This is a genomic window from Aliiroseovarius sp. F20344 (assembly GCF_023016155.1).
GTDB lineage: Bacteria > Pseudomonadota > Alphaproteobacteria > Rhodobacterales > Rhodobacteraceae > Aliiroseovarius.
In genome coordinates this window covers 70,129-91,823 of the sequence record NZ_JALKBG010000003.1, presented here as the reverse complement: position 1 = coordinate 91,823, position 21,695 = coordinate 70,129, and the positions used below count along the sequence as shown (strand labels likewise).

Genomic DNA, 21,695 nt, shown 5'->3' with positions numbered 1-21,695 from the left:
TCTGAACAGTGTTAGATGGGCAGGTTGTCAACTGTCCGTCAAAACGACCCCCGTAAGCGCTGCTTCCGGGGGTTTGTTGTTTTAATGGTTAGCGATTTCGCCAAGCATCAAGGATGTACCGGCTTGTCATCAAATCCAGATGTGCGCCGCCACCATTTTTATAAAGTGTGATGTCGTCAGCCTGTCGGGTAAACACACCATCCTTGTGGTCGTAAAGATCCCCCACCACATCGTCGCGGCTGATCACCCCTTGCGCTAGCGGTTCTTTGAATTCGCCAATGTGGTCCAGCACCGTGTCGCGGCTGTCCATGAATAGTCGGGCACGGGTCAGGGCGGTGTCATCAGCCTCGCGCATGTCGGGGCGATAGGCGCCGATCAGGTCGAGGTGCTGGCCCGGACGCAGCCACTCCCCTTTGATTAGAGGATCGGTGGTCATGGTAGCCGAGGTGATGATGTCTGCCTGTGCGAAGCCCTCTTCCAGCGAAGCCACTGCATCGGTCTTGTCGCACTCAGCCGCGAACTTGATAGCGCCTTCAGGGCTACGGTTCCAAATCAGGAAACGGGCGTCGGGGAACATGGCGGCGTATGCCATGCGTAAGTTGCGCCCAACCGTGCCAGCGCCAACGATCAGAACGACTTTACTGTCAGGTCGCGCCACAAGCCGCGCGCCCAAGGCGCTGTCGCCCGCAGTTTTCCACTTGGTCACCAGATGGAAATCAACGATGGCCTCAAGCTGCCCTGTCACGTCATCATACAGATTGACCGCCCCGTGGATCATCGGCTCGCCCCGTCCTGGATTACCGGGCATGATATTGGCCGTCTTTACAGCACTGCCCAACCCATCGATCCAGGCTGATCGGGTCAGCATCGTATCTTCACCACGATAAAGAAACGTGTCCCCAATCTCGGCCTTCGGTTTTGTGTGGCCGTCCAGAAAAGCGTCGGCCAGATCGTGCCAGCTTAGAAGGCTGTCTGCGTCAAATGGAATTAGCTCGGGGGTCACAGGTCGCTCTCCTTGATCAAGTCACGGGCGATAAGTTCATCTGCCCAATTGCGTGCGGTGGTGAAATGGTGGGTTTGCCAGCCGCGCCGGGCGGCTGCATCGATGTTTTCCTGCCGGTCATCTGTGAACAGAAGCGCCGATGGAACGATTCCACAATCCTCTTCAAGCATCTGATAGATCTGCGCGTTGGGCTTCGTGACGCCCATATGACCTGAAATGTAACGCCGGTCGAATTCGGTCAGGAAGCCGTATGCGGCCTCGCCAACTGCGAACGGGTCGATGCCGAAGTTGGACAGGGCAAAAACCGGAGTATTGCGTGCCCTCAACGCGCGCAGGGTTGCAACCGACAGATCGATGGCTGGGCTGGCGAGCTTCAGCCAACGATCATGCCACCAGCGTATTTCATCACGGAATTCTTGGTGTTGTTCAGCTGTATCGTAAATCACCTGCCGGAAGTCTCCACCACGATCGATTAGTTCGTTCATGAAGTGCAGGTCCACGGCCGCGAACATCTCTTCCCGCCGCTTTTTGCCGATCCATTGGTCGTAAAGCTCTTCAGGCTGCCAACGGATCAGGACGTTGCCAATGTCAAATACCACGGCGGAGACGGGAGTATTCTGTGTCATGCCGCGACCTTAGTGCGTTTGTACGGAAACGGAAGCCATAAAGGACCCAGAAGGTCAGTGGGTCTTGCGGTCGTTCCGATTTGGATCGTCTTGCGCGGCACGGGCATGATAATCCACAAGGCTGACAATATCTGCCGGCTTGGAATCTGCGGGCACACAAGCATGCGCGTTGGAGGCCAGCGAAAAGACAGATACATCTGAAAAGAAACTGGTGCCTGTTACAAAGACGATCCGTGCCTTTGGCAGGCGGTAGGCGATGTAGTCCGCCAAAGCAAAAGGACGCCCGCCATCGATATCCGCATCCAGTAGGATGACGTCAAACTCCTGCTCGGACAGCAGGGTCATGGCACATGGCTTCGTTGCTGCATGGGAAACATGCATGCCCTGCCGCACCAGATGTGCAGTCCAGATCTTGGCCAGATCAGGTTTGTCTTCAATAATCAGTGTTCGCATAAGGCTCTCCGCGCTTGCGGTATCGCATGTCTTGCTGGATTCTCCAAATCACACATGTTTGCGCCTATCTGTCGCCCAACACCGCTGCTGTGGCGCAATTTGCGTTGTCTTTCACAGAGTTTTCCGTTTGAACCGTGGGCAGCAAGTGAAGGAGCGCGCAATGACAACTTGGATCACCATCTGTGACACCTGCAAGCAAGAGGATTGGGCCGAGCGGGGGATGGAGCAAACCGATGGTGAAGCTTTGGCCGCGCTGATCGAGGCGCAGGCCGAGGGCACGCCGATCCGCACCCGTCGTGTCTCGTGTTTGATGGGTTGTGACAACAGCTGCAATGTTGCCATTCAGGCCCATGGCAAGCTTTGCTACACACTGGGTCGGTTCGAGGTGTCCAAGGACGCCGCACAAGGGATTGTTGACTATGCCGTGGCCCATGCGGACAGCGAAACGGGGCAGGTGCCTTACCGTGAATGGCCGCAGGCCGTGAAAGGGCATTTCGTCACGCGCCACGCGCCGTTGCCGGAGGACACATGACCCAAGCCCAAGAACGCGACCATGGGGGCGGGCTGGACGCCGCAATCGCCCGTTTTGGCGGCACGCGTGCGGGCTGGCTAGACCTGTCCACGGGCATCAATCCCCTGCCATATCCCGTTGAAGGCTTCTCTCAGGATGCATGGACCGCATTGCCCGACAAAGCGGCTTTTGCGCGTTTGGAAGCCGCCGCACGTGCGTTCTGGAATGTGCCGGAAGAGGCAGCAGTTTTGGTGGCGCCGGGCGCGTCGGCTTTGATTGCACGCATTCCAAATCTGTTCCCTGCAGGTCAGGTTCAGATTGAAGGTCCGACATACAACGAACACGCAGCAGGTTTTCAGGCGCAAGGGTGGACGGTCACAGACCAAGCCGCCCCGGCCCGAGTTGTGGTGCATCCCAACAACCCAGATGGCCGCGTCTGGTCTGATCTGGATCTTGACCGTGTGATGACCGTGATTGATGAAAGCTTTTGTGATGTTCTGCCCGATCAAACCTTGATCAAAGCGGCTTCGAAATCGGGTGTTCTGGTTCTGAAAAGTTTTGGGAAATTCTGGGGTCTTGCGGGGCTACGGCTTGGCTTTGTGATCGGGGACCCATTGCTGGTCTCTAAACTGCGTGATGCCGTTGGCCCGTGGCAGGTTTCGGGGCCCGCTCTGGAACTGGGGGCGCAGGCATTAGAGGACCACGGCTGGGCCGACGCTACCCGAACCCGCTTAACCCAAGACAGCGCGCGTCTGGATGCGCTGATGACAGGGAAGGGGGCAAAGCTGATCGGCGGAACGACGCTCTTCCGGCTCTTTGATGTGGGGGAAGCGCAAGCTTGGCAGGATCGCTTGGCACAAAGCCACGTTTGGTCACGGATTTTCCCATACTCGTCCCGCTGGCTTCGCCTTGGCTTGCCGCATCCCGACCGGTGGTCTCAGCTTGAGGCAGCCCTATGAGCTGCGCTGGCGTACTTGTCCTAGCCCTTCTTCTGGACGCTTTGGTGGGCGAACCAGATTGGGCTTGGAAACGAGCGCCTCATCCCGCTGTCCTAATGGGACGCGCAATTGAGATGCTCGAGCGCAATTTGAATGAAGGTGACAACCGCTTTTTTAACGGAGCGTTGGGGATCATCGTGCTGGCCGCATTGGCTGGCCTTCTGGGAAGCGCAATATCACACCTTCCCCTTGGTGGGCTTTTCGAAATCATCGTGGCTGCAATCTTGCTGGCACAGAAATCCCTGGCGCAACATGTGCAGGCCGTCGCGGATGCGTTGCGCCAGTCGACAGAAGAGGCCCGCGCAGCCGTGGCGATGATTGTCGGACGCGACACCCAAGAAATGGCCGACGACGCCATCGCGCGCGGCGCGATTGAAAGTGCGGCCGAGAACTTCTCGGACGGGGTGGTGGCTCCTGCTTTCTGGTTCCTTATCGCGGGCTTGCCGGGGCTGATGATCTATAAGTTGGTCAACACCGCAGACAGCATGATCGGCTATCGAAATGCGCGGTATGAGCAGTTTGGCAAGTTCGCCGCCCGTCTGGATGATGTGTTGAACTGGATACCTGCGCGCCTGACCGCGCTGATCCTGATCTTGGCCAGCCGCAAATGGTCTGCATGGTCGGTGATCCGCCGTGATGCACCCCTGCACCGTTCGCCAAATGCTGGCTGGCCTGAGGCCGCGATGGCTTCGACCCTTGGTGTCGCGCTCTCCGGTCCACGCGCCTATCACGGTGAGATGAAGGACTTTCAGTGGGTGAATGGCGAAGGCGCGCGTAACATCGGTGCGAAAGAGGTTGATCAGGCGGTGGATGCGCTTTGGTCGGCGTGGTTGGTCTTGCTCGGGATTGTGATCGTGCTGGCGGTTGTCACCTGATGCGATTTCGGTAATCTGCCGCTTCAGCAGATGACCAAAGGTATTCACATGCAAAGAATTCTTTCCGCTGCGGCTGTCGCCGTTTCAATGGCGTTGCCCTTACAGGCTCAAACCGTCGCGTGTGGGGGAAGCTTTTCCGGCTTCGTTGGATCCATGAAGGATGCAGCCATCGCAAAAGGTCATTCCAAAGCTAGCGTAGACAAGTTCTTTGCCTCGGTCCGAAAAGATCAGGCCACGTTGAAGGCGGACCGGTCGCAGGGGATTTTTCAACGCCCCTTCGTGGACTTCTCGCGCCGCTTGATCAGCAAGGATCGCCTTGATCGTGGCCGCGCCATGCTGCGCAAACATGCAGCTGTCTTCGACCGGATGGAGGCTGAATACGGCGTCAGTCGCGGTGTACTGACTGCCTTCTGGGCGTTCGAAACCGACTATGGAGCATTCCAAGGGGACTTCAACACGCTGAATTCTTTGGTCACGCTGTCCCATGACTGCCGCCGTCCTGAACTGTTCCAACCACAGGTTTTTGCAGCGTTGGAGTTGTACGAGGCTGGTGCTTTCAACCCCGCAACCTCCACCGGGGCATGGGCTGGCGAGATTGGCATGGTCCAGATGCTGCCCGGCGATATCATCGAAGCGGGTGTCGATGGCAACGGCGATGGTAAGATCGACCTGCGCAGAACGCCCGCGGATGCGCTTCTGTCTGGGGCCAATATGCTGCGGTTGTTGGGTTGGCGAGCAGGAGAGCCTTGGCTGCAAGAAGTCACACTTCCATCCGATCTGAACTGGGCCGAGACCGGGCTGAATACGACAAGAGCAGTGTCAGATTGGGCCGCGCAGGGCGTGACGCCGCGCAGTGGCAAACTGGGTGCGGGGAACCTGCCAGCTTCGATCATCCTGCCGCAGGGACGCAAAGGACCGGCCTTCATCGCCTATCCAAACTTCCGCGTGTATTTCGAGTGGAACCAGAGCTTTGTCTATGTGACCACTGCCGCCTATTTCGCGACGCGGCTTGAAAGGGCGCTGGTGTTCAACGCAGGCAATCCCGATCCGGCGTTTACTGGTCAGCAGATGAAGGCACTGCAAAAGAAGCTGTCGTCGCGCGGCCATGATGTGGGCAAGATTGATGGAATTCTTGGCGCCAAAACCCGTGCGGCGATCCAAAAGGAACAAATCCGGCTTGGTTTGCCTGCGGATGCGTGGCCAACTGCCAAGCTGTTGAATGCGCTTTAGATAAATTCGCCCCCAGCCTTCGAGTGGGGGCAGTCGCTCATGAAAGTGCGTCTTCGAAGCTTTCGACAACTTCCGTCCAGATGTCAAAAATCTCGTCAAAATCGGTCATGCTGACACCGTCCTGACCGGTGTAGATGTCAAACTCAATCCGTGTGCCGCCGTCCTCTTGTCGATAGGCGCGCCCGTACCTTTCTTGTGCATTCCAATCGTTCAGGTCATCGGACGAGATTTCCAGGTCTTCCGAATACGATGCGTAAAACTGCAGCGAGTTACAGTTTTCGCTGTTGCGGCAGCCGTAGAAGAAAATGACGATTTCATCGCCAGAATAGTCGACCTCAATCATCGGATCGCCTACCGTGTCCTCCTCAAGCTTCGCAGGTGCACCAAGTTCTTCAAAATACTTCAAAACGCTTTCTGGTTCTGACGCTTTGACTTGCTGCGCTGTCGCTGCCTGTCCAGCAAGCAAGGACATGGCTAACGTGCTGGAAAAAAGAACAGATTTCATTGGTTTCTCCAAATATCGCTTTGTTTCGAACCTAGGGGGAAGGTCAGGCATCGGCAAGGCGCTGCCTGCTTAGGCGACCATCGCTTCGGCATTTTTAAGGTCGACGCTGACCAATTGGCTGACACCTTGTTCAGCCATGGTAACGCCGAACAGACGATCCATCCGAGCCATCGTCACAGCGTGGTGCGTGATGATCAGGAACCGCGTGTTTGTACGGCGGGTCATTTCGTCCAAGAGATCGCAGAAACGGGTCACGTTGGCGTCGTCCAATGGCGCGTCAACCTCGTCCAGCACGCAGATCGGAGCGGGGTTTGCCAAGAAGACAGCAAAGATCAGCGCCAGTGCCGTAAGGGTCTGTTCCCCGCCAGACAGAAGGCTGAGGGTCGAGAGTTTCTTGCCCGGAGGCTGACACATGATTTCAAGTCCAGCATCCAGCGGGTCATCGCTTTCGACCAGAACCAGTTTGGCCTCGCCGCCACCGAAGAGGTGTTTGAACAAGGTGCCGAAGCTTTCATTGACCTGCTCAAACGCCGTCAAAAGCCGCTCGCGACCTTCCTTGTTTAGGCTCGAAATCCCTGACCGAAGCGTTTTGATCGCTTCTTCCAAATCGGTCTTTTCGTTCAGAAGATGATCGTGCTCTTCCTGAACTTCCTTGGCGTCCTCTTCGGCGCGCAAGTTCACAGCACCAAGCGAATCCCGCTGCCGTTTCAACCGGTTTACATCGTGTTCGATTTGCTCAGAGGACGGCATTTTGTCCGGGTCGGCACCAAGCCCTTCCAACAACACATCTGGTGTGGTCTCCATTTCCTCTTCGATGCGCTCGGCTGCCAAAGCAACGGTTTCACGGGCTGCATCTGACCGGGCTTCAGCGCGGGCGCGGGCTTCGCGGGCTTCACCAGCAGCCCGTTCGGTATCGCGTTCCGCATTTGCCGCTACACGCTCGGCGGTTTCACCGGTTGCAAGGTTGTCAGCCGCTGCTTTGCGACGGGTTTCAGCCTCGCCAATGGCGTCGGCCAGCTCGTCACGTTTTGCGGCCAGTTCGTCAGGTGCAGCTTGTGCTGCCTTCAACTCGTCTTCGCTTTCGGTTTTGCGTTCGTCCAGTTCAGCTATCCGCTTGCCTGCAGTTTCCAATCGATGCTTCCAGCCCGAAATCTCTTTGGTGATTTCCTGCGAACGGCGGGTGCGTGCTTCGCCCTCGCGGCGCAACTCATCATGGGCCGAGCGTTTGGACATCATTGTCATTCGCGCGGCTTCCACTGCCATTTTGACCTCTTCAACCTGCGTGCGGGCCGCATCAAGATCGCCCAAATCGGCAACGCCACGTTCCGCCTCGGCCAGACGTTGACGTGCGCCCATCGCTTCTTCTTCGTGGCGCTTCACAGCCAGCCCGAGGTTTTCCAACTTACCCTCGGCAATGTTCCGATCCGCTTCTGCGCGGGATAGGGCGCGGTTGGCCTCGGTCACGGCGCGATCCGCATCACGGCGGGCATCACGGGCGCGTTTGTCGGCCTCGGTAGTATCAACCAGTCGCGTTTTCAGCGTGTCATGTGCTGCTCTGGCACCATCGGCGCGGGCGGTTGTTTCTTCCAGATCCTGCTTGAGTTCCTGCAAACGGTTCAGTTGTTCAAGGCGCAGTGCGGCCGTCGAGGATTGATCCTCAGTCCCGGCACGGAAGCCGTCCCAACGCCACAGATCACCTTCCATAGATACCAGCCGCTGGCCGGGTTTCAGGTCAGATTGAAGGCGGACAGCATCTTCGGTCGAGACCAGGCCGATCTGGCTCATCCGGCGGGCCAGAACCTCGGGCACGGTCACATAGTTCGACAAGGACATGACCCCATCGGGCAACGGTTGGGGCTGGCTGTATCCGGGCAGAGACGCCCAGCCAGAGGGCGCGTCGCCCTCAATCTCGGGCGCACGAAGGTCATCCGCCAGCGCTGCACCCAACGCTTTCTCGTAGCCAGATTTCACCCGCAGGCTATCAAGCACCTGCGTTCCCTCAGCCGCATCGCGCTCAACCAGACGAGACAGCGCCTGAACCTCAGCATGAAGGGCGTTAACTTCCCCTTCTGCAGATGAACGTGCTGCGCGGGCGTCTGCTTCTCGCGATTGCGCATCGGCGCGAGCCTCGTCCGCAGCAACAAGGGCGGCTTCGGCGTCTTCGGACGCCTTTGCGGCGGCGGTTTGCGCAGTTCCAGCAGCCGTAAAGTCGGCAGCAGCCTTATCCACGGCCCCCTTGGCATCGTCCATAGCGGACCGTGCGCGTGCGGCTTCGGCTTCGTTTTTCTCAAGCGTCTTTTGGCTGTCATCCAAAAGGCGATGCGCGGATTGGTGGCGCGCAGCGAGCCGCGCGACGTCTTCCGTCAGTTGCGTCAGGTCACCCTCACGCTCCTGCAAGATCGCGGCACTATCACGTGCATCTACGTTCGAGGCTTCCAGCGCGTCGTCATGCCCTTCCGACGCTTTTGCTATTTGTTCCTGTTCCCATTCCAACCGCTCAATGGTTTCGCCTGCGTCCTTGTTCAATCCGCTTTCACGCTCGATATCACGGGACAGCTGGGTGATGCGGCCCGTTAGGGTTTCGATCCGTGCGCGCGCTTGGTTTTCCTGATCGGACAGTTGATCACGCTGCACTTGTAGACGTTGCAGAATGGCGGCTGCGACAGCTTCTTCTTCGCGCAGCGGGGGAAGCCGATCTTCTGCGGTCTGCCGCGCTTTTGTCGCTTCGCGCGATGCGCCCTCGGCGGCGGCGGCGGCTTTCACCCGTTCTGTTAATTGGGTCTCTGCTTCAAGACGGGCGATGTCAGCTTCGCGCCAGCGACGATAAAGCAAAAGTCCTTCGGCAAGGCGCAGGTCGTCACCAATTGTGCGATAGCGAGCCGCTTGGCGTGCTTGCCGCGCCAGTTGACCCAGTTGGGAAGCGAGTTGTTCGATCACATCGTCAACACGGGACAGATTGGTTTCGGTGCCCTTCAGCTTAAGCTCTGCCTCGTGACGACGTTGATAAAGGCCCGAGATGCCAGCAGCCTCTTCCAAAATGCGGCGGCGCGCCTTGGGTTTTGCGTTGATCAATTCGCTGATCTGACCCTGTCGAACAAGTGCAGGCGAATGCGCGCCGGTGGACGCATCAGCAAAGAGCATGCTCACATCACGCGCGCGCACGTCCTTAGTATTCACCTTATAAGCCGATCCAGCATCCCGCGTGATCCGCCGAACGATTTCAAGGTTATCGCTGTCGTTAAAACCCGAAGGTGCCAGTCGTTCGCTGTTGTCCAGAAGCAGCGAAACCTCGGCGAAGTTGCGTGCTGGACGGGTCGAAGCACCGGCAAAGATCACGTCTTCCATACCACCGCCACGCATGGCAGTCGGTCGGTTTTCACCCATGACCCAGCGCAGCGCTTCCAACAGGTTCGACTTGCCGCAGCCGTTTGGCCCAACCACGCCTGTCAGCCCGTCCGCGATCACCAGATCGGTCGGGTCAACAAAGCTTTTAAAGCCATTCAGTCTGATCTTTGAAAACCGCAAGCGGTCTGCCTCATCTTTGATTCTTATCGTTTGGTGATTGTTCGAATGGAAAACGCATGAGTCAACGGCTCACACCGATATATGGGTGAATTGGCGGAGTTATCCACAAGATATTGCTAATTGCCGTGACGAAACAGATTACCACTGCCGTCATTTCCCACTGCAAGGTCGGTTTCGATCTTGACCCTTTGGGCCCTCACACGGCAAAGAAGTCCAGCATGGTTCCCAACGGGACATGAGGGAATGCAACGGAGGCGACCCAATTCGGGGTCTGATGTTGCAGCCGCCCCCGCGACTGTAAGCGGAGAGCGCCCGCCTTACGCCACTGACCCAATGGTCGGGAAGGCGGCGGCGCGCTTCGACCCGCGAAGCCAGGAGACCTGCCATGCGAAACCGAAACCGCCCGTCGGGGAGACGGGAATAGGAGACCAAGATGCAAGCAAAGATACCTGCCACCGTCGTCACCGGCTTTCTGGGCGCGGGCAAAACCACGCTGATCCGCCACATGTTGGACAATGCCAAAGGAAAGCGCATCGCGCTGATCATCAACGAATTTGGTGATCTGGGTGTGGATGGCGACATTCTTAAAGGCTGTGGGGACGAAACCTGCACCGAGGATGACATCATGGAGCTGTCCAACGGTTGCATCTGCTGCACAGTGGCCGAGGATTTCATCCCGACGCTGGAAAAGCTTCTGGATCGTGACACACCGCCAGATCACATCGTGATCGAGACCTCGGGGCTTGCGCTTCCGCAACCCTTGGTGCGCGCGTTCCAGTGGCCCGAGATATCGACCCGCGTGACCGTCGATGGTGTTGTAACCGTTGTGGACGGGAAGGCCGTGTTTGACGGACAGTTCGCGTCAAATCTGGATGCCGTGGAAGCGCAGCGGAAGCTGGACGAGAACCTAGACCACGAAACGCCTCTATCCGAGCTGTTCAAGGATCAGGTGACCTGTGCCGACATGATCGTGGTAAACAAGTCCGACCTGCTGGCGGACGGCGAAGCGGATCAGCTGGTCTCGAAGCTGACCGGGGATAGCCGCGATGGCGTGCAGGTCGTACGCTCGACCATGGGCGCGCTGCCGGTTGAGGTTCTGCTAGGGCAGGGCATGGGTGCCGAAGATGATATGGACGCCCGTCTGTCACTACACGAGAAGGGGCATCATCATCACGATGATCACCATCACGACCATGACGACGATCACCATCACCACGATCACTATGATGACCACCACCATCATCACCACCACGATCACGACCATGATGCGTTTGAAAGCTTTGTGGTCACGCTGGGCGAGGTCGCCGACCCTAAAGCCTTCGCCGAGAAAGTCGCCGACGTGATCCGTGCCAACAACATCCTGCGTCTGAAGGGCTTCGCTGCCGTCGAAGGCAAGCCCATGCGCCTGACGCTGCAGGCGGTTGGGCCCCGCGTGGACACCTATTTCGATCAGCCCTTCGGCACCCAGACCCGCGAAACGCGTCTGGTGGTGATTGGCCAATCCGGGCTGGACCGCGCTGCCATCGAACAGGCGCTGATCGCATGACGATTGAAGTCGTCCCCGGCGATCCGCGCAATCCACAGGCCACGGCGCTGCTCACGCAAAGCCATGCCTTGATGGAGAGCCTGTTTCCGCCCGAGGACAATTTCTTTCTGAACATCGACGACCTGTGCGTGCCCGAGATATCGTTCTACGTGGCCCGCGAGGGCGACGAGGTGCTGGGCACAGGCGCACTGGCCGACAAAGGTGATTATGGCGAGGTGAAGTCGATGTTCGTCTCGCCGGACGCGCGCGGCAAAGGTGTGGGCGAGGCTCTGCTGAGCCAGATCGAAGCCACGGCGCGCTCTAAAGGCCACGCGGCGATGAAGCTGGAAACCGGCAATGTGCTCTATGCGGCGCACCGCCTTTATGAACGGGCCGGGTTTGCCAAATGCGGACCGTTTGGGGATTACCCCGAGGCCAACAGCTCGATCTTCATGGAGAAAACGCTGTGAACGGCGCTTACGCCTTTTTGTCTTTATCAGCGGCGGCTTTCATCCGGGCCAGAAGCGCAGATTTGTCGTCTTTCCGGTTCAGCGGATTCTTTTCGGTTCCACGGGCGTTATGTTCGGAATGGCGGGGCTTGCCCTTGGCAGGTTTCGGCGCGCCGGCAGCTTTATAATCCATGGGGTTCACCTTGATCGGGTCATGTTTGGCCGGTCCATAACATCTTAACGCAAGGGACGCGACATGCATCTTCTGGCAGCCACTCCGGGCAGCATTGATGACGGGAAAGAACCGGTTGATCTGGGGCAGACGCCCTCGGATCTGGTGTTCATTTCGGCCGCAGACACGGAAATTGCAGGTCTAGCCCAAGCGCGGGGCGAGATGGACGGCGCACCGGGTCTGCGTCTTGCCAATATGATGCATCTGGCGCACCCAATGTCGGTCGACCTGCATATCGACAATTGCGCGACGAAGTCTCGGTTGGTTGTAGCGCGGGTTCTGGGCGGCGTCGGCTACTGGAAATACGGCGCCGAGCAATATGCTGCCCATCTGCGTGACGCTGGCGTGCCTTTGGCGCTGCTGCCGGGCGACGACAAGCCCGACGCGGAACTGCGCGCGTTGTCGACGGTATCGGATGAAGACTACGACGCGCTTTGGGCCTATCTGGTCGAGGGCGGGCCAGAGAACTCGGTTGGGTTCCTGAACTACGCTAAGGCGATGATCGAGGGCGGAGACAAGCCCGAAGCCGCGCGCCCCTTGCTGCGCGCGGGTGTCTATTGGCCCGGTGCGGGCGTGGCCGATTTGTCTGCCGCGCAAGAGGCGTGGACCGATGGTGACCCCATCGTGCCCCTCGTCTTCTATCGTGCGCTGGTGCAAGGTGCGGGGCTGAACCCCATCAATCGACTGGTGAAGTCGTTGTTGCGTCAGGACCTGAACCCGTTGCCGGTCTTTGTGGCGTCGCTGAAAGACCCGGTGTCGGTCGCCACGCTTGAAAGTCTATTTGCCGAAGCCGCGCCTGAGGTCATCCTGAACTGTACCTCCTTCGCGGTCGGCTCGCCGCACCAAGGCGACGCGCCCACCCAAAACCCGTTCGAAGCCACGTGGTGTAATTCCGCACCCGTGTTCCAAGTGGTACTGGCAGGCTCCAGCGAAGAGACCTGGGCCGAGGGCCTGACCGGCCTGTCCGCCCGTGACATCGCCATGAACGTAGCCCTGCCCGAAGTAGACGGGCGCATCCTGTCCCGCGCGATCAGCTTCAAAGGCGAGGCGTTCTTTGACGAAGCGACCGAGTGCCCAATCGCCACCTATAAGGCGCTGGGCGATCGGGTGCAGTTCGTGGCCGAACTTGCCGCCAATTGGGCACGTCTGCGTCGTGCTGCAACGGGCGACCGGAAGGTTGCACTGATCATGGCGAACTATCCCAACAAGGATGGTCGGCTTGCCAATGGTGTGGGTTTGGATACGCCCGCCGCCGTGGTTCACGCGTTGGGTCTGCTTGCGGATCAAGGATATCGGGTCCACGACGCACCTGCGGACAGTGGCGCTTTGATGCAGGCTGTGATGGCGGGGCCTACCAACTGGCTGACAGACCGGGCCGCACGTTCAGGCGGTGTCACCCTGCCGATGTCCGACTATCAGATCAACTATGGTCAACTGCCGTGGGAGATGCGTGAGGCGATTGAGAGCCGCTGGGGTAAGCCGGAACAAGACCCGTTCTTCACGCCGGGTGAGGTCGACTGCGGGTCGTTCTCGCTGTCAGTTCTGGAATACGGCAATGTCGTCGTAGGTGTGCAGCCCGCGCGGGGCTATAACATCGACCCGACCGACACCTATCACTCGCCCGACCTTGTCCCGCCGCACAACTATCTGGCCTTCTATTTCTGGCTGCGTCACACGTTTGGGGCGCACGCACTTGTCCACATGGGCAAGCACGGGAACCTTGAGTGGTTGCCGGGCAAGGCCGTGGCCCTGTCCCAGACCTGCTGGCCCGAGGCCGTGATGGGCCCGATGCCACATATCTATCCGTTCATCGTGAACGATCCTGGCGAAGGCACACAGGCCAAGCGCCGCGCACAGGCGGTGATCATCGACCACCTGACCCCGCCCCTGACCCGGGCCGAGACATATGGTCCGCTGCGCGATCTGGAAGCGTTGGTGGACGAATATTACGAGGCCGCCGGTGTTGACCCCCGCCGGATCGAGCATCTGCGTCGTGAAATTTTGACGCTGACGCAAGCCACGGGACTGGACGCCGATGTGGGCATGTCGGGCGAGGATGAAGACAGCGATTTGGCCAAGCTCGACGCCTATCTGTGCGAGCTGAAAGAGGCGCAAATCCGGGATGGCTTGCACGTGTTCGGTGAGTCTCCGACCGGGGATCTGGAGCGCGACCTTGGCATTGCACTGGTGCGTGTTCCGCGCGGGCAGGGCGAGGGCGGCGATGCATCCTTAATCCGGGCTCTGGCTGCGGATTACGGTGTGGATATTGATCCGCTGGATTGCGATATGGCGGCCAAATATGACGGCCCGCGCCACGAAGTTCTTGAAGCGGTCGAGGCTGGCAGCTGGCGCAGCAATGGCGATACGGTCGAGCGTCTGGAACTGTTGGCGCAGATGGCTGTTGGGTGGGATGAGGTGCCAGAGGAGTTTGCGGCAACCCGCCCCGTTCTCGACGCCTATCACGCGCAGGTTTTGCCCTCGGTTCGAGCTTGTGGTCCGGATGAGGGGGACGGGCTTCTCACCGCCCTTGCTGGGCAGTTCGTCGCCCCTGCGCCTTCCGGCGCGCCCACCCGCGGGCGGTTGGACGTATTACCGACAGGGCGGAATTTCTTCTCGGTCGACAGCCGTGCAGTGCCGACGCCAACCGCTTGGGCGTTGGGCTGGAAGTCAGCGAGCCTGTTGATCGACAAGCACCTTCAGACGCATGGTGACTGGCCGCGTTCGATGCTGGTGACCGCTTGGGGTACCGCGAATATGCGCACGGGTGGCGATGACATCGCACAGGCGCTCGCACTGATGGGCGTGAAACCCAAATGGGACAGCGCGAACCGTCGCGTGACCGGGTTCGAGGTGATCCCCTCGTCCGCCTTAGGCCGACCGCGCGTGGACGTGACCCTGCGTGTGTCGGGCTTCTTCCGCGACGCCTTTCCGCAGCTGATCGCCCTAGTCGACAGTGCGGCGCGAGCCGTGCAAGCGCTGGATGAACCCGACGATGTGAACCCCGCCGCCGCGCGTGTGCGGGCGGGCGAGGGCGCGTCGCGAGTATATGGTTCGAAGCCCGGCGCTTACGGCGCAGGGCTTCAGGCGATGATCGACGAGCGGCTTTGGGCCGACAAAGCCGATCTGGCCGAGGCCTATCTGGAATGGGGCGGCTATGCCTATGGCGCGGGGTCGGAAGGCACCCGCGACCGCGAAGGGTTCGAGGCCCGTCTGGGTCAGGTTGACGCCATCGTTCAGAACCAAGACAACCGCGAGCATGACCTTCTGGACAGTGACGATTATTACCAGTTCGAAGGCGGCGCGGCAGCAGCAGTATCAACACTTCAGGGCCGGGATCGTCCGATCTATCACAACGACCACTCACGCCCCGAGCGCCCGGTCATTCGCACGCTGGAAGACGAAATCGGCCGCGTGGTCCGCTCGCGCGTCGTGAACCCGAAATGGATCGATGGCGTGAAGCGCCACGGCTATAAAGGTGCGTTCGAGATTGCGGCGACTGTGGATTACATGTTCGCCTTCGCGGCCACGACAGGCGCGGTGCGCAGTCATCATTTTGACCTCGTTTACAGCGCATTCATCGAGGACGACGCGACCCGTGACTTCATCGAGGAGCACAACGACCCGGCTTTGAAAGAGATCGCCGAACGGCTGCGCGAAGCGATAGAACGGGGCCTGTGGAACCCACGGTCGAACTCAGCGCGGGCGGCGTTGGACGGGATCAAATGACCCATATGCGCTTCGCCGGGCTAGATGATGCCACGCAGCGGCGAGCGCTGGAGCAGATCATGCGCGAAGCACCCCATGTGATGGACGTGTTGAAGGTTGCACGAGACATGGATCTACCGGATTGGTGGCTGGTCTCTGGCGCGATTTACAATACCGTTTGGAACCATCTAACCGGTCGCGATCTGCGCCACGGGATCAAAGATGTGGATCTGTTCTACTTCGATCCCGACACCTCGTGGGACGCTGAGGATCGGGTGATCAAAAGAGGCGAAAAGCTGTTTCACGCAGACCCTCCGGTCGAGATCCGAAATCAGGCGCGTGTGCATCTGTGGTACGAAAAGCACTTCGGTGAAGCTTATCCGCCGCTTGGCTCATCGCGTGAGGGGATCGACCGATTTGCGTGTCGTACCCATTGTGTGGCCGCGCGGCTAGAACCTGATGATCGAATGTCGCTTTACGCGCCGTTCGGGCTGGATGACATCTTCGCCTTTCGCATCACGCCGAACCCAGTTCTGAACAATCGCGCCACGCATGAAGCTAAGTCGAAGCGTCAAAAAACGGAGTGGCCGGAGCTGACGATTGTGCCTTGGCCTGACGCCTAGCTATCGCAGTCAATCTCGGCGCGTTGGATCGCTTGATCGCCTGAAAGTGACCCTTCGACAACCTTGCAGCCAGTTGCTTGCTCAATTGCGACTTGGGACCGGGCGAGAATCACGGGCACGCGCGGCAGGGCTTCAAATCCTGTCCGGTAGACCTCGACCCAGTTTTCGCGTTGATGTACCGAAAAGACCGAGCCTTCGACCTCGACCTTTGTGGTGGCGGTGTCGCGATGCATGAATTGCGGGCTGGGGCTGTCACAGCCAGAGAGAACAAATGTTCCCAGAAAAACAAGGGTATAGGCGGTGCGCATGGGGTGGATCTCCTTTCCTGCCACCGTGCAGAAGCTTGGTTAAGAAAGGGTAAACCCTTCACTGCGACTGTCCGCGACATCTTGTGCATGCAGCTGGGCTTGAAGAACGTTACGATTGCAATTATAAAATATTCAAGAAAACGAATATGAATGGAGAAATCCAATGCAACTTTTACGTCCCGCGGACAAGTATTCGCCGCTTTACTTCCTTGCCTCAGTCGGGGCCGGTGGCCTGTCGGTCACCTTCTTCATGTACCTGATGTTCTGGGTGAAACACCCGGGTCAGCCAGTGCCGGTATTTGAGGACATCTTGGCCGCCTTCACCACCGGATCAATGGGAATGAAAATTGCCATTTCCGTTGCCTGGGCCGGGATCGCAGCCATGGTCTTCCTAAACCTGAAATACCTGATCTGGAACCTTAGAAAGTTTTCGGCTTTCCGTAAGACCGAGGCATATACCAATCTGAAGAATTCCAACGCCGAAACCACGATCCTCGCCATGCCGCTGGCACTCGCGATGAGCGTGAACGGCATGTTTGTTGCTGGGCTGGTCTTTGTGCCGGGCCTGTGGTCGATCGTGGAATACCTTTTCCCGTTCGCCATGGCCGCGTTTCTGGCAATTGGTTTCTTGGCGCTAAGCTATATCGGGGATTTCCTAGGACGCGTTCTGTCCAAAGGTGGGGTATTTGACGTCACCGCCCATAACAGCTTTGCGCAGATGCTACCGTCCTTTGCTCTGGCGATGACTGCAGTTGGCTTTGCTGCCCCCGCCGCGATGAGCGGAAACACCATCGTTGTCGGTGTGTCCCTGGTTGGGTCCACATTCTTCGGCGTGGCCGCGATTGTCTATGCATCGCTAGCGCTGTTCACGGCGTTTAACTCGATGCTGCATCACGGTACGGCCAAGGAAGCGGCGCCCACGCTGATGATCGTGATTCCTTTGATGACCATTTTGGGAATTATGTTCATGCGTCAAAACCACGGCTTGCACGCCACCTTTGATGTACACGGATCAGCAGCGGAAACCATGGTTTTCCTTGCCCGTCTGGTTGCTGTGCAAGTGCTGTTTGGGCTGCTTGGTTTGGTCGTTCTGTCGCGCGTAGGTTACTGGAAAAGCTTTGTTTTCGGAAACGAGACTTCGCCGGGTTCCTATGCTTTGGTCTGCCCGGGCGTTGCCCTTTCCGTGCTGCTGCATTTCTTCCTAAACTCAGGTCTGGTGAAGGCCGGAGTGGTCGACAAGTTCTCGCTGACCTACTGGGTGATTTCCGCCATTGCCATAGCTTTCCAGTTCGCCATGATTGCTCTGGTTGTTCGATTGAACAAACAGCATTTTGGCCGCGACGCAAGCTCGGCCGTACCAGCTGAGTAACACGCCACTCACGGTGGCCAAAATAAGCGGGCGCTTCGATATTCGGGGCGCCCGCACTTGCATCTGCGCAAGAGTGCTTTCACAGTGGGTTATCTTTCAGAAGTGAGACCAGAATGACCGTAGATCCCGATCGCCACGCCACAAAGATGGCAAAAAAGAAAGCCGCGCGTGATAAAATCATGGCGACAAAGACCGATAAGAAGGGTCTGATCATCGTGCACACGGGCAAGGGTAAGGGCAAAAGCTCTGCCGCGTTCGGGATGATTTTCCGCTGTATTGCGGCGGACATGAAATGCGCAGTGGTGCAGTTCATCAAAGGCGGCATGGATTGCGGCGAACGTGATCTGATCAATGCCAAATTCAGCGATATCTGCGAATTCTACACGATGGGTGAGGGCTTTACCTGGGAAACGCAGGACCGCACGCGTGATATCGAAATGGCGCAGGCCGCGTGGGAGAAATCGAAAGAACTGATCCGCGATCCGGCCAACAAGATGGTGCTGCTGGATGAGATCAATATCGCAATTCGTTACGACTATGTCGACATCAACGAGGTCGTGAAGTTTTTGGTCGAAGAAAAGCCTGACATGACCCATGTGGTACTGACCGGACGGAATGCCTCGGACGATCTGATCGAGATTGCCGATCTGGTGACCGAGATGGAGCTGGTGAAGCACCCGTTCCGGTCGGGCATCAAGGCACAAATAGGGGTCGAATTCTGACCCCGGAAACGGGAGTAAAGACGATGCCGAGATTTTATATGGCGTATCACGAGCCGACGGACGTGCCAGACGACAAAAAGGCCGAGATGCAAGCGAACTACAAAGCGTGGATCGCGAAGTATTCGGATGTGTTCGAAATGCCCGAGACGCCGTTTAAAGCGCAATGGACTGTGGACGGTGATGGTCACCGCGAAGGGTTCAAACAGCCGATGATGGGGTTTTGCGTGATCAACGCACCTGATGCGGACACGGCGCTGGCGATTGCCAGTGAAAACAGCTTTATCCAGATGGGCACGATACATCTGGCAGAGCTGATGGAGATTCCGAAGGGCTGAAAAAACCAGCAGCGGGGTGCGGGGGATTAGCCCGCTTCCCCCTGTGCGCGCAACTGATCCAGCGTCAGGCCCGGCGTGGCCACTTGTTCGTCTACGACCAGCTCGATCACAGCCAGTTTGCCTGAAGCTTCAGCACGCCGGAATGCGGCTTCAAAGTCTTCAGTTTTGGTGACCGTTTCCCCATGACCCCCATAAGCGCGGGCCAGATCTGCGAAATCCGGATTCACTAAGGCTGTGCCCGACACCCGCGCCGGATAGGTCTTTTCCTGATGCATACGGATTGTGCCATAGCGCCCATTGTTGACGATGATCGCGATAGGTTTGGCGCCATGCTGAATGGAGGTCGACATCTCGTTCAAAGTCATCTGGAACTCACCATCGCCAAGCCATGCAATGACTGTGCGGTCCGGGTGCTGAAGGCTTGCTGCAACAGCGGCAGGGAAGCCATACCCCATCGACCCCGAGGTCGGGGCCAACTGAGTTCCGTATTCCTTGAACCGGAAATAGCGGTGCAGCCATGTGGCGTAGTTACCTGCGCCGTTCGTCATGACTGTATCTGCGGGCAGATTGTCTGACAGCCAGTGCATGATGCGCTCCAGCTTAATTGGACCGGGGGTTTCGATGGGGGTCTGGAAGCTCTCGTAAGATGCACGCCCCTTGGCGGTCCAATCAGACCACAGATGGTCCGTTGTAGGTGCCTGCTGAGCCAAGGTTGCTATCGCGGTTGCACCTGTCGCCACAAAAGTCTGATCCGCGTGATAAACCCGTCCCAGCTCTTCAGCACAGGGATAGACATGTACGATTTTCTTGCATGTGGCGGAGGGGTCCAGCATCTCGTAGCTGCCGGTCACGATGTCGCCCAGGCGGCTGCCCAGAACGACGAGAGTATCGGCTTCGTCGAACATCGATCTCAAGCCGGGATTGATGCCCAGCCCGAGGTCTCCGACATAGTTGGGATGATAGTTGTCGACGTAGTCCTGTCGCCGGAATGCGGTGGCAACCGGCAGGTCGTTCGCAGCGGCAAAGCTCATAAGCTCTGCGCCCGTCTGAGCGGTCCAGCCTGGCCCACCTGCGATCAAAAGCGGATGCGTGGAGGTCGTGATGGCAGCCATGATGGCTTGTGCATCCGCAGTGCCAACGTGGCCCTGTGTGGTGGGAGCGGCTGGCCGGTCGGGCACGTCAGCCAAGTCACTGAGCATATCTTCGGGCAGCGCAACCACGACCGGACCGGGCCGACCCGTTCGCGCAATATGGAAAGCGCGTGCGAGGTATTCTGGCAAGCGATCCGTCGTTTCAACTTCGCAGGCCCATTTGGCCAAGGGTCCAAAGAACGCACGGTAGTCAACTTCTTGAAACGCTCCGCGGTCACGATGCCCGCGTGCGATCTGCCCCACAAACATCACCATCGGCGTGGCATCCTGCATGGCGACGTGAATGCCAGCGGATGCGTTTGTCGCGCCCGGTCCACGGGTAACGAAACAAACGCCCGGGGCGCCAGTCAGCTTGCCATGCGCTTCGGCCATCATCGCAGCCCCGCCTTCTTGCCGGCAGACGATGTTTTCAATCCTGCTGTCGTATAGACCGTCCAAAGCCGCTAGAAAGCTTTCGCCCGGGACCGAGAAGACGCGCTCCACGCCTTCGGTTTTCAGATGATCTACCAGAATTTGACCGCCGTGACGCATGCTTTGCCCTGTCTATTGCTTGACCTCTTCGACGTAGCGCCCCCTAATCAGGATGACGCGAACACGGAGGCTCATTTGTCCAAACACCAATTGCTTGGCATGTCCGGTTCCCTGCGTAAAGACGCAACGAACCGGTTTCTTCTGCGCAATGCTGCGCGGCTTTATGACAACGCTGATTTTATCGAGGCGGATTTGAACTTGCCGCTTTACGATGGTGATCTTGAAGCGGCAAATGGCGTGCCGGATGCCGTGGTGAGGCTGACGGGCCAGATCGCGGCGGCGGATGCCGTGATCATTTCGACGCCCGAATATAACAAGATGTTGTCTGGTGTTCTGAAAAACGCTCTGGATTGGGTCAGCCGGGTGAAGCCACAGCCTTGGGAAGGCAAACTGGTTGCCGTCATGTCCGCAGCAGCTGGTCGGGCAGGCGGGGAACGTGCGCAGGCGTCGCTGGTCGCGGCCATGACACCGTTTCAGCCCCGCCTTGTGATTGGCCCAGAAGTCGCCATCGCAGGAAGCTCGGGCGAGTTCGACGCAGATGGTCGTTTGAACAACGAGCGCTATGAGGCGAACCTGAAGAAGCTGATGGACAAGCTACGCAAAGCCGCCAGTTAGTCCTGAAGCTTCCGAGAGATTTCAATCAGGTTCCCTTCCGGGTCTCGCAGGTAAAGTGACTCGATGGGAAACACAGCGCCCGTGCGCCGGACGGGTCCTTCTATGATCGGAATGTCGACTTCATGCAGATGGGTTTGCCAATCGCCCAGCGGGTCTTGAGTCAGCAAACACAGATCCGCACTGCCCGGCACGGGCGTTTGCGCCTTTGGTTCAAATTCGTTCCCAGCAACATGCAGATTGATCTTCTGTGACCCAAATTTCAGGGCCCAACGGGTTGATCCATCAGCAGGCTGAAACCGCTCAGACGTCATCCCAAGCACGCCCTGATAAAATGCAATCGTTGAGTCAATGTCCGTTACGGTCAGCACCAGATGATCGAGCGCAGATAGCTTTGGTGACATCTT

General features: G+C 58.3%; 21 protein-coding genes and 1 riboswitch. Of the genes, 12 read left to right on the top strand and 9 right to left on the bottom strand.

Annotated features, from left to right (window positions below; translation table 11 throughout):
• Window positions 1–88: 88 nt before the first annotated feature.
• The 3 genes from MWU55_RS01025 to MWU55_RS01015 are packed head-to-tail and all read right to left on the bottom strand — an operon-like array spanning window position 89 to window position 2,082.
• Window positions 89–1,003: an ornithine cyclodeaminase gene (locus MWU55_RS01025; RefSeq protein WP_246933843.1), complete on the bottom strand. Its 915-nt coding sequence runs from the start codon at window positions 1,001–1,003 to the stop codon at window positions 89–91.
• Window positions 1,000–1,629 (bottom strand): HAD family phosphatase, encoded by a 630-nt coding sequence (locus MWU55_RS01020; RefSeq protein WP_246933842.1) that lies wholly within the window; start codon window positions 1,627–1,629, stop codon window positions 1,000–1,002. Before MWU55_RS01020 ends, MWU55_RS01025 begins: the two co-directional genes overlap by 4 nt.
• Window positions 1,630–1,683: 54 nt before the next feature.
• On the bottom strand, window positions 1,684–2,082 hold the full coding sequence (locus MWU55_RS01015) for a response regulator (RefSeq protein ID WP_246933841.1): 399 nt from the start codon (window positions 2,080–2,082) through the stop codon (window positions 1,684–1,686).
• A gap of 160 nt (window positions 2,083–2,242) precedes the next feature.
• Between MWU55_RS01015 and MWU55_RS01010 the strand changes: the two genes are divergently transcribed.
• The 4 genes from MWU55_RS01010 to MWU55_RS00995 are packed head-to-tail and all read left to right on the top strand — an operon-like array spanning window position 2,243 to window position 5,696.
• A complete protein-coding gene (locus tag MWU55_RS01010) occupies window positions 2,243–2,614 on the top strand; it encodes a DUF1636 domain-containing protein (protein WP_246933840.1) in 372 nt (123 codons plus the stop codon).
• Window positions 2,611–3,552: a threonine-phosphate decarboxylase gene (locus MWU55_RS01005; RefSeq protein ID WP_246933839.1), complete on the top strand. Its 942-nt coding sequence runs from the start codon at window positions 2,611–2,613 to the stop codon at window positions 3,550–3,552. The genes MWU55_RS01010 and MWU55_RS01005 overlap by 4 nt, the downstream gene beginning before the upstream one ends.
• Window positions 3,549–4,466, top strand: a complete 918-nt coding sequence (gene cbiB, locus MWU55_RS01000; RefSeq protein ID WP_246933838.1) for an adenosylcobinamide-phosphate synthase CbiB — start codon at window positions 3,549–3,551, stop codon at window positions 4,464–4,466. The genes MWU55_RS01005 and cbiB overlap by 4 nt, the downstream gene beginning before the upstream one ends.
• A gap of 48 nt (window positions 4,467–4,514) precedes the next feature.
• Window positions 4,515–5,696: a lytic murein transglycosylase gene (locus MWU55_RS00995; RefSeq protein ID WP_246933837.1), complete on the top strand. Its 1,182-nt coding sequence runs from the start codon at window positions 4,515–4,517 to the stop codon at window positions 5,694–5,696.
• 37 nt (window positions 5,697–5,733) lie between these two features.
• Here the strand turns inward: MWU55_RS00995 and MWU55_RS00990 are convergent, their stop codons facing one another.
• Complete coding sequence (locus MWU55_RS00990; RefSeq protein WP_246933836.1) at window positions 5,734–6,201, bottom strand: YbjN domain-containing protein; 468 nt, start codon at window positions 6,199–6,201, stop codon at window positions 5,734–5,736.
• Window positions 6,202–6,270: 69 nt separating this feature from the next.
• Complete coding sequence (gene smc / locus MWU55_RS00985) at window positions 6,271–9,726, bottom strand: chromosome segregation protein SMC (RefSeq protein ID WP_246933835.1); 3,456 nt, start codon at window positions 9,724–9,726, stop codon at window positions 6,271–6,273.
• Window positions 9,727–9,928: 202 nt separating this feature from the next.
• A riboswitch (cobalamin riboswitch) is annotated at window positions 9,929–10,129 on the top strand.
• A 30-nt stretch (window positions 10,130–10,159) separates the two neighbouring features.
• On the opposite strand from smc, the gene cobW reads away from it, so the two are divergent.
• Window positions 10,160–11,272 carry a cobalamin biosynthesis protein CobW gene (gene cobW, locus MWU55_RS00980; protein ID WP_246933834.1) on the top strand — a complete coding sequence of 371 codons (1,113 nt, stop codon included), beginning with the start codon at window positions 10,160–10,162 and terminating at the stop codon, window positions 11,270–11,272.
• On the top strand, window positions 11,269–11,721 hold the full coding sequence (locus MWU55_RS00975) for a GNAT family N-acetyltransferase (protein ID WP_246933833.1): 453 nt from the start codon (window positions 11,269–11,271) through the stop codon (window positions 11,719–11,721). The genes cobW and MWU55_RS00975 overlap by 4 nt, the downstream gene beginning before the upstream one ends.
• A gap of 7 nt (window positions 11,722–11,728) precedes the next feature.
• On the opposite strand, the gene MWU55_RS00970 is transcribed toward MWU55_RS00975, so the two are convergent.
• Window positions 11,729–11,893, bottom strand: coding sequence for a hypothetical protein (locus MWU55_RS00970; RefSeq protein ID WP_246933832.1), 165 nt, complete (start codon window positions 11,891–11,893; stop codon window positions 11,729–11,731).
• A gap of 63 nt (window positions 11,894–11,956) precedes the next feature.
• Between MWU55_RS00970 and cobN the strand changes: the two genes are divergently transcribed.
• Window positions 11,957–15,658 carry a cobaltochelatase subunit CobN gene (gene cobN, locus MWU55_RS00965; protein ID WP_246933831.1) on the top strand — a complete coding sequence of 1,234 codons (3,702 nt, stop codon included), beginning with the start codon at window positions 11,957–11,959 and terminating at the stop codon, window positions 15,656–15,658.
• Window positions 15,655–16,260, top strand: a complete 606-nt coding sequence (locus MWU55_RS00960) for a nucleotidyltransferase family protein (protein WP_246933830.1) — start codon at window positions 15,655–15,657, stop codon at window positions 16,258–16,260. The genes cobN and MWU55_RS00960 overlap by 4 nt, the downstream gene beginning before the upstream one ends.
• Here MWU55_RS00960 and MWU55_RS00955 read toward each other — a convergent pair.
• Window positions 16,257–16,568, bottom strand: a complete 312-nt coding sequence (locus tag MWU55_RS00955; RefSeq protein ID WP_246933829.1) for a hypothetical protein — start codon at window positions 16,566–16,568, stop codon at window positions 16,257–16,259. The two genes, MWU55_RS00960 and MWU55_RS00955, sit on opposite strands and share 4 nt — an antisense overlap.
• A 163-nt stretch (window positions 16,569–16,731) precedes the next feature.
• Here MWU55_RS00955 and MWU55_RS00950 point away from each other — a divergent pair, with 163 nt between their 5' ends.
• The 3 genes from MWU55_RS00950 to MWU55_RS00940 all read left to right on the top strand — a co-directional run bounded on the left by MWU55_RS00950 (window position 16,732) and on the right by MWU55_RS00940 (window position 18,994).
• Window positions 16,732–17,937 carry a hypothetical protein gene (locus tag MWU55_RS00950; RefSeq protein ID WP_246933828.1) on the top strand — a complete coding sequence of 402 codons (1,206 nt, stop codon included), beginning with the start codon at window positions 16,732–16,734 and terminating at the stop codon, window positions 17,935–17,937.
• 113 nt (window positions 17,938–18,050) lie between these two features.
• Entirely contained in the window at window positions 18,051–18,659 is a 609-nt protein-coding gene (cobO, locus tag MWU55_RS00945) for a cob(I)yrinic acid a,c-diamide adenosyltransferase (RefSeq protein ID WP_246933827.1), read from the top strand.
• A 23-nt stretch (window positions 18,660–18,682) separates the two neighbouring features.
• Complete coding sequence (locus tag MWU55_RS00940) at window positions 18,683–18,994, top strand: hypothetical protein (RefSeq protein WP_246933826.1); 312 nt, start codon at window positions 18,683–18,685, stop codon at window positions 18,992–18,994.
• A 26-nt stretch (window positions 18,995–19,020) separates the two neighbouring features.
• Here MWU55_RS00940 and MWU55_RS00935 read toward each other — a convergent pair whose 3' ends face one another.
• Window positions 19,021–20,676, bottom strand: coding sequence for a thiamine pyrophosphate-binding protein (locus tag MWU55_RS00935; protein WP_246933825.1), 1,656 nt, complete (start codon window positions 20,674–20,676; stop codon window positions 19,021–19,023).
• Window positions 20,677–20,751: 75 nt separating this feature from the next.
• Here MWU55_RS00935 and MWU55_RS00930 point away from each other — a divergent pair, with 75 nt between their 5' ends.
• Window positions 20,752–21,291, top strand: a complete 540-nt coding sequence (locus tag MWU55_RS00930; RefSeq protein WP_246933824.1) for an NAD(P)H-dependent oxidoreductase — start codon at window positions 20,752–20,754, stop codon at window positions 21,289–21,291.
• Here MWU55_RS00930 and MWU55_RS00925 read toward each other — a convergent pair.
• The gene (locus MWU55_RS00925) at window positions 21,288–21,692 is read right to left on the bottom strand and encodes a VOC family protein (RefSeq protein ID WP_246933823.1); all 405 of its coding nucleotides are present in this window, start codon (window positions 21,690–21,692) and stop codon (window positions 21,288–21,290) included. The genes MWU55_RS00930 and MWU55_RS00925 overlap by 4 nt on opposite strands.
• Window positions 21,693–21,695 lie beyond the last annotated feature (3 nt).

Bases quoted from the DNA above. Each gene is read 5' to 3' on its own strand.
- MWU55_RS01020 (WP_246933842.1), bottom strand. From the start codon at position 1,629: ATGACACAGAATACTCCCGTCTCCGCCGTGGTATTTGACATTGGCAAC.
- MWU55_RS01015 (WP_246933841.1), bottom strand. From the start codon at position 2,082: ATGCGAACACTGATTATTGAAGACAAACCTGATCTGGCCAAGATCTGG.
- MWU55_RS01010 (WP_246933840.1), top strand. From the start codon at position 2,243: ATGACAACTTGGATCACCATCTGTGACACCTGCAAGCAAGAGGATTGG.
- MWU55_RS01005 (WP_246933839.1), top strand. From the start codon at position 2,611: ATGACCCAAGCCCAAGAACGCGACCATGGGGGCGGGCTGGACGCCGCA.
- cbiB (WP_246933838.1), top strand. From the start codon at position 3,549: ATGAGCTGCGCTGGCGTACTTGTCCTAGCCCTTCTTCTGGACGCTTTG.
- MWU55_RS00995 (WP_246933837.1), top strand. From the start codon at position 4,515: ATGCAAAGAATTCTTTCCGCTGCGGCTGTCGCCGTTTCAATGGCGTTG.
- MWU55_RS00990 (WP_246933836.1), bottom strand. From the start codon at position 6,201: ATGAAATCTGTTCTTTTTTCCAGCACGTTAGCCATGTCCTTGCTTGCT.
- cobW (WP_246933834.1), top strand. From the start codon at position 10,160: ATGCAAGCAAAGATACCTGCCACCGTCGTCACCGGCTTTCTGGGCGCG.
- MWU55_RS00975 (WP_246933833.1), top strand. From the start codon at position 11,269: ATGACGATTGAAGTCGTCCCCGGCGATCCGCGCAATCCACAGGCCACG.
- MWU55_RS00970 (WP_246933832.1), bottom strand. From the start codon at position 11,893: ATGGATTATAAAGCTGCCGGCGCGCCGAAACCTGCCAAGGGCAAGCCC.
- cobN (WP_246933831.1), top strand. From the start codon at position 11,957: ATGCATCTTCTGGCAGCCACTCCGGGCAGCATTGATGACGGGAAAGAA.
- MWU55_RS00960 (WP_246933830.1), top strand. From the start codon at position 15,655: ATGACCCATATGCGCTTCGCCGGGCTAGATGATGCCACGCAGCGGCGA.
- MWU55_RS00955 (WP_246933829.1), bottom strand. From the start codon at position 16,568: ATGCGCACCGCCTATACCCTTGTTTTTCTGGGAACATTTGTTCTCTCT.
- MWU55_RS00950 (WP_246933828.1), top strand. From the start codon at position 16,732: ATGCAACTTTTACGTCCCGCGGACAAGTATTCGCCGCTTTACTTCCTT.
- cobO (WP_246933827.1), top strand. From the start codon at position 18,051: ATGACCGTAGATCCCGATCGCCACGCCACAAAGATGGCAAAAAAGAAA.
- MWU55_RS00940 (WP_246933826.1), top strand. From the start codon at position 18,683: ATGCCGAGATTTTATATGGCGTATCACGAGCCGACGGACGTGCCAGAC.
- MWU55_RS00935 (WP_246933825.1), bottom strand. From the start codon at position 20,676: ATGCGTCACGGCGGTCAAATTCTGGTAGATCATCTGAAAACCGAAGGC.
- MWU55_RS00925 (WP_246933823.1), bottom strand. From the start codon at position 21,692: ATGTCACCAAAGCTATCTGCGCTCGATCATCTGGTGCTGACCGTAACG.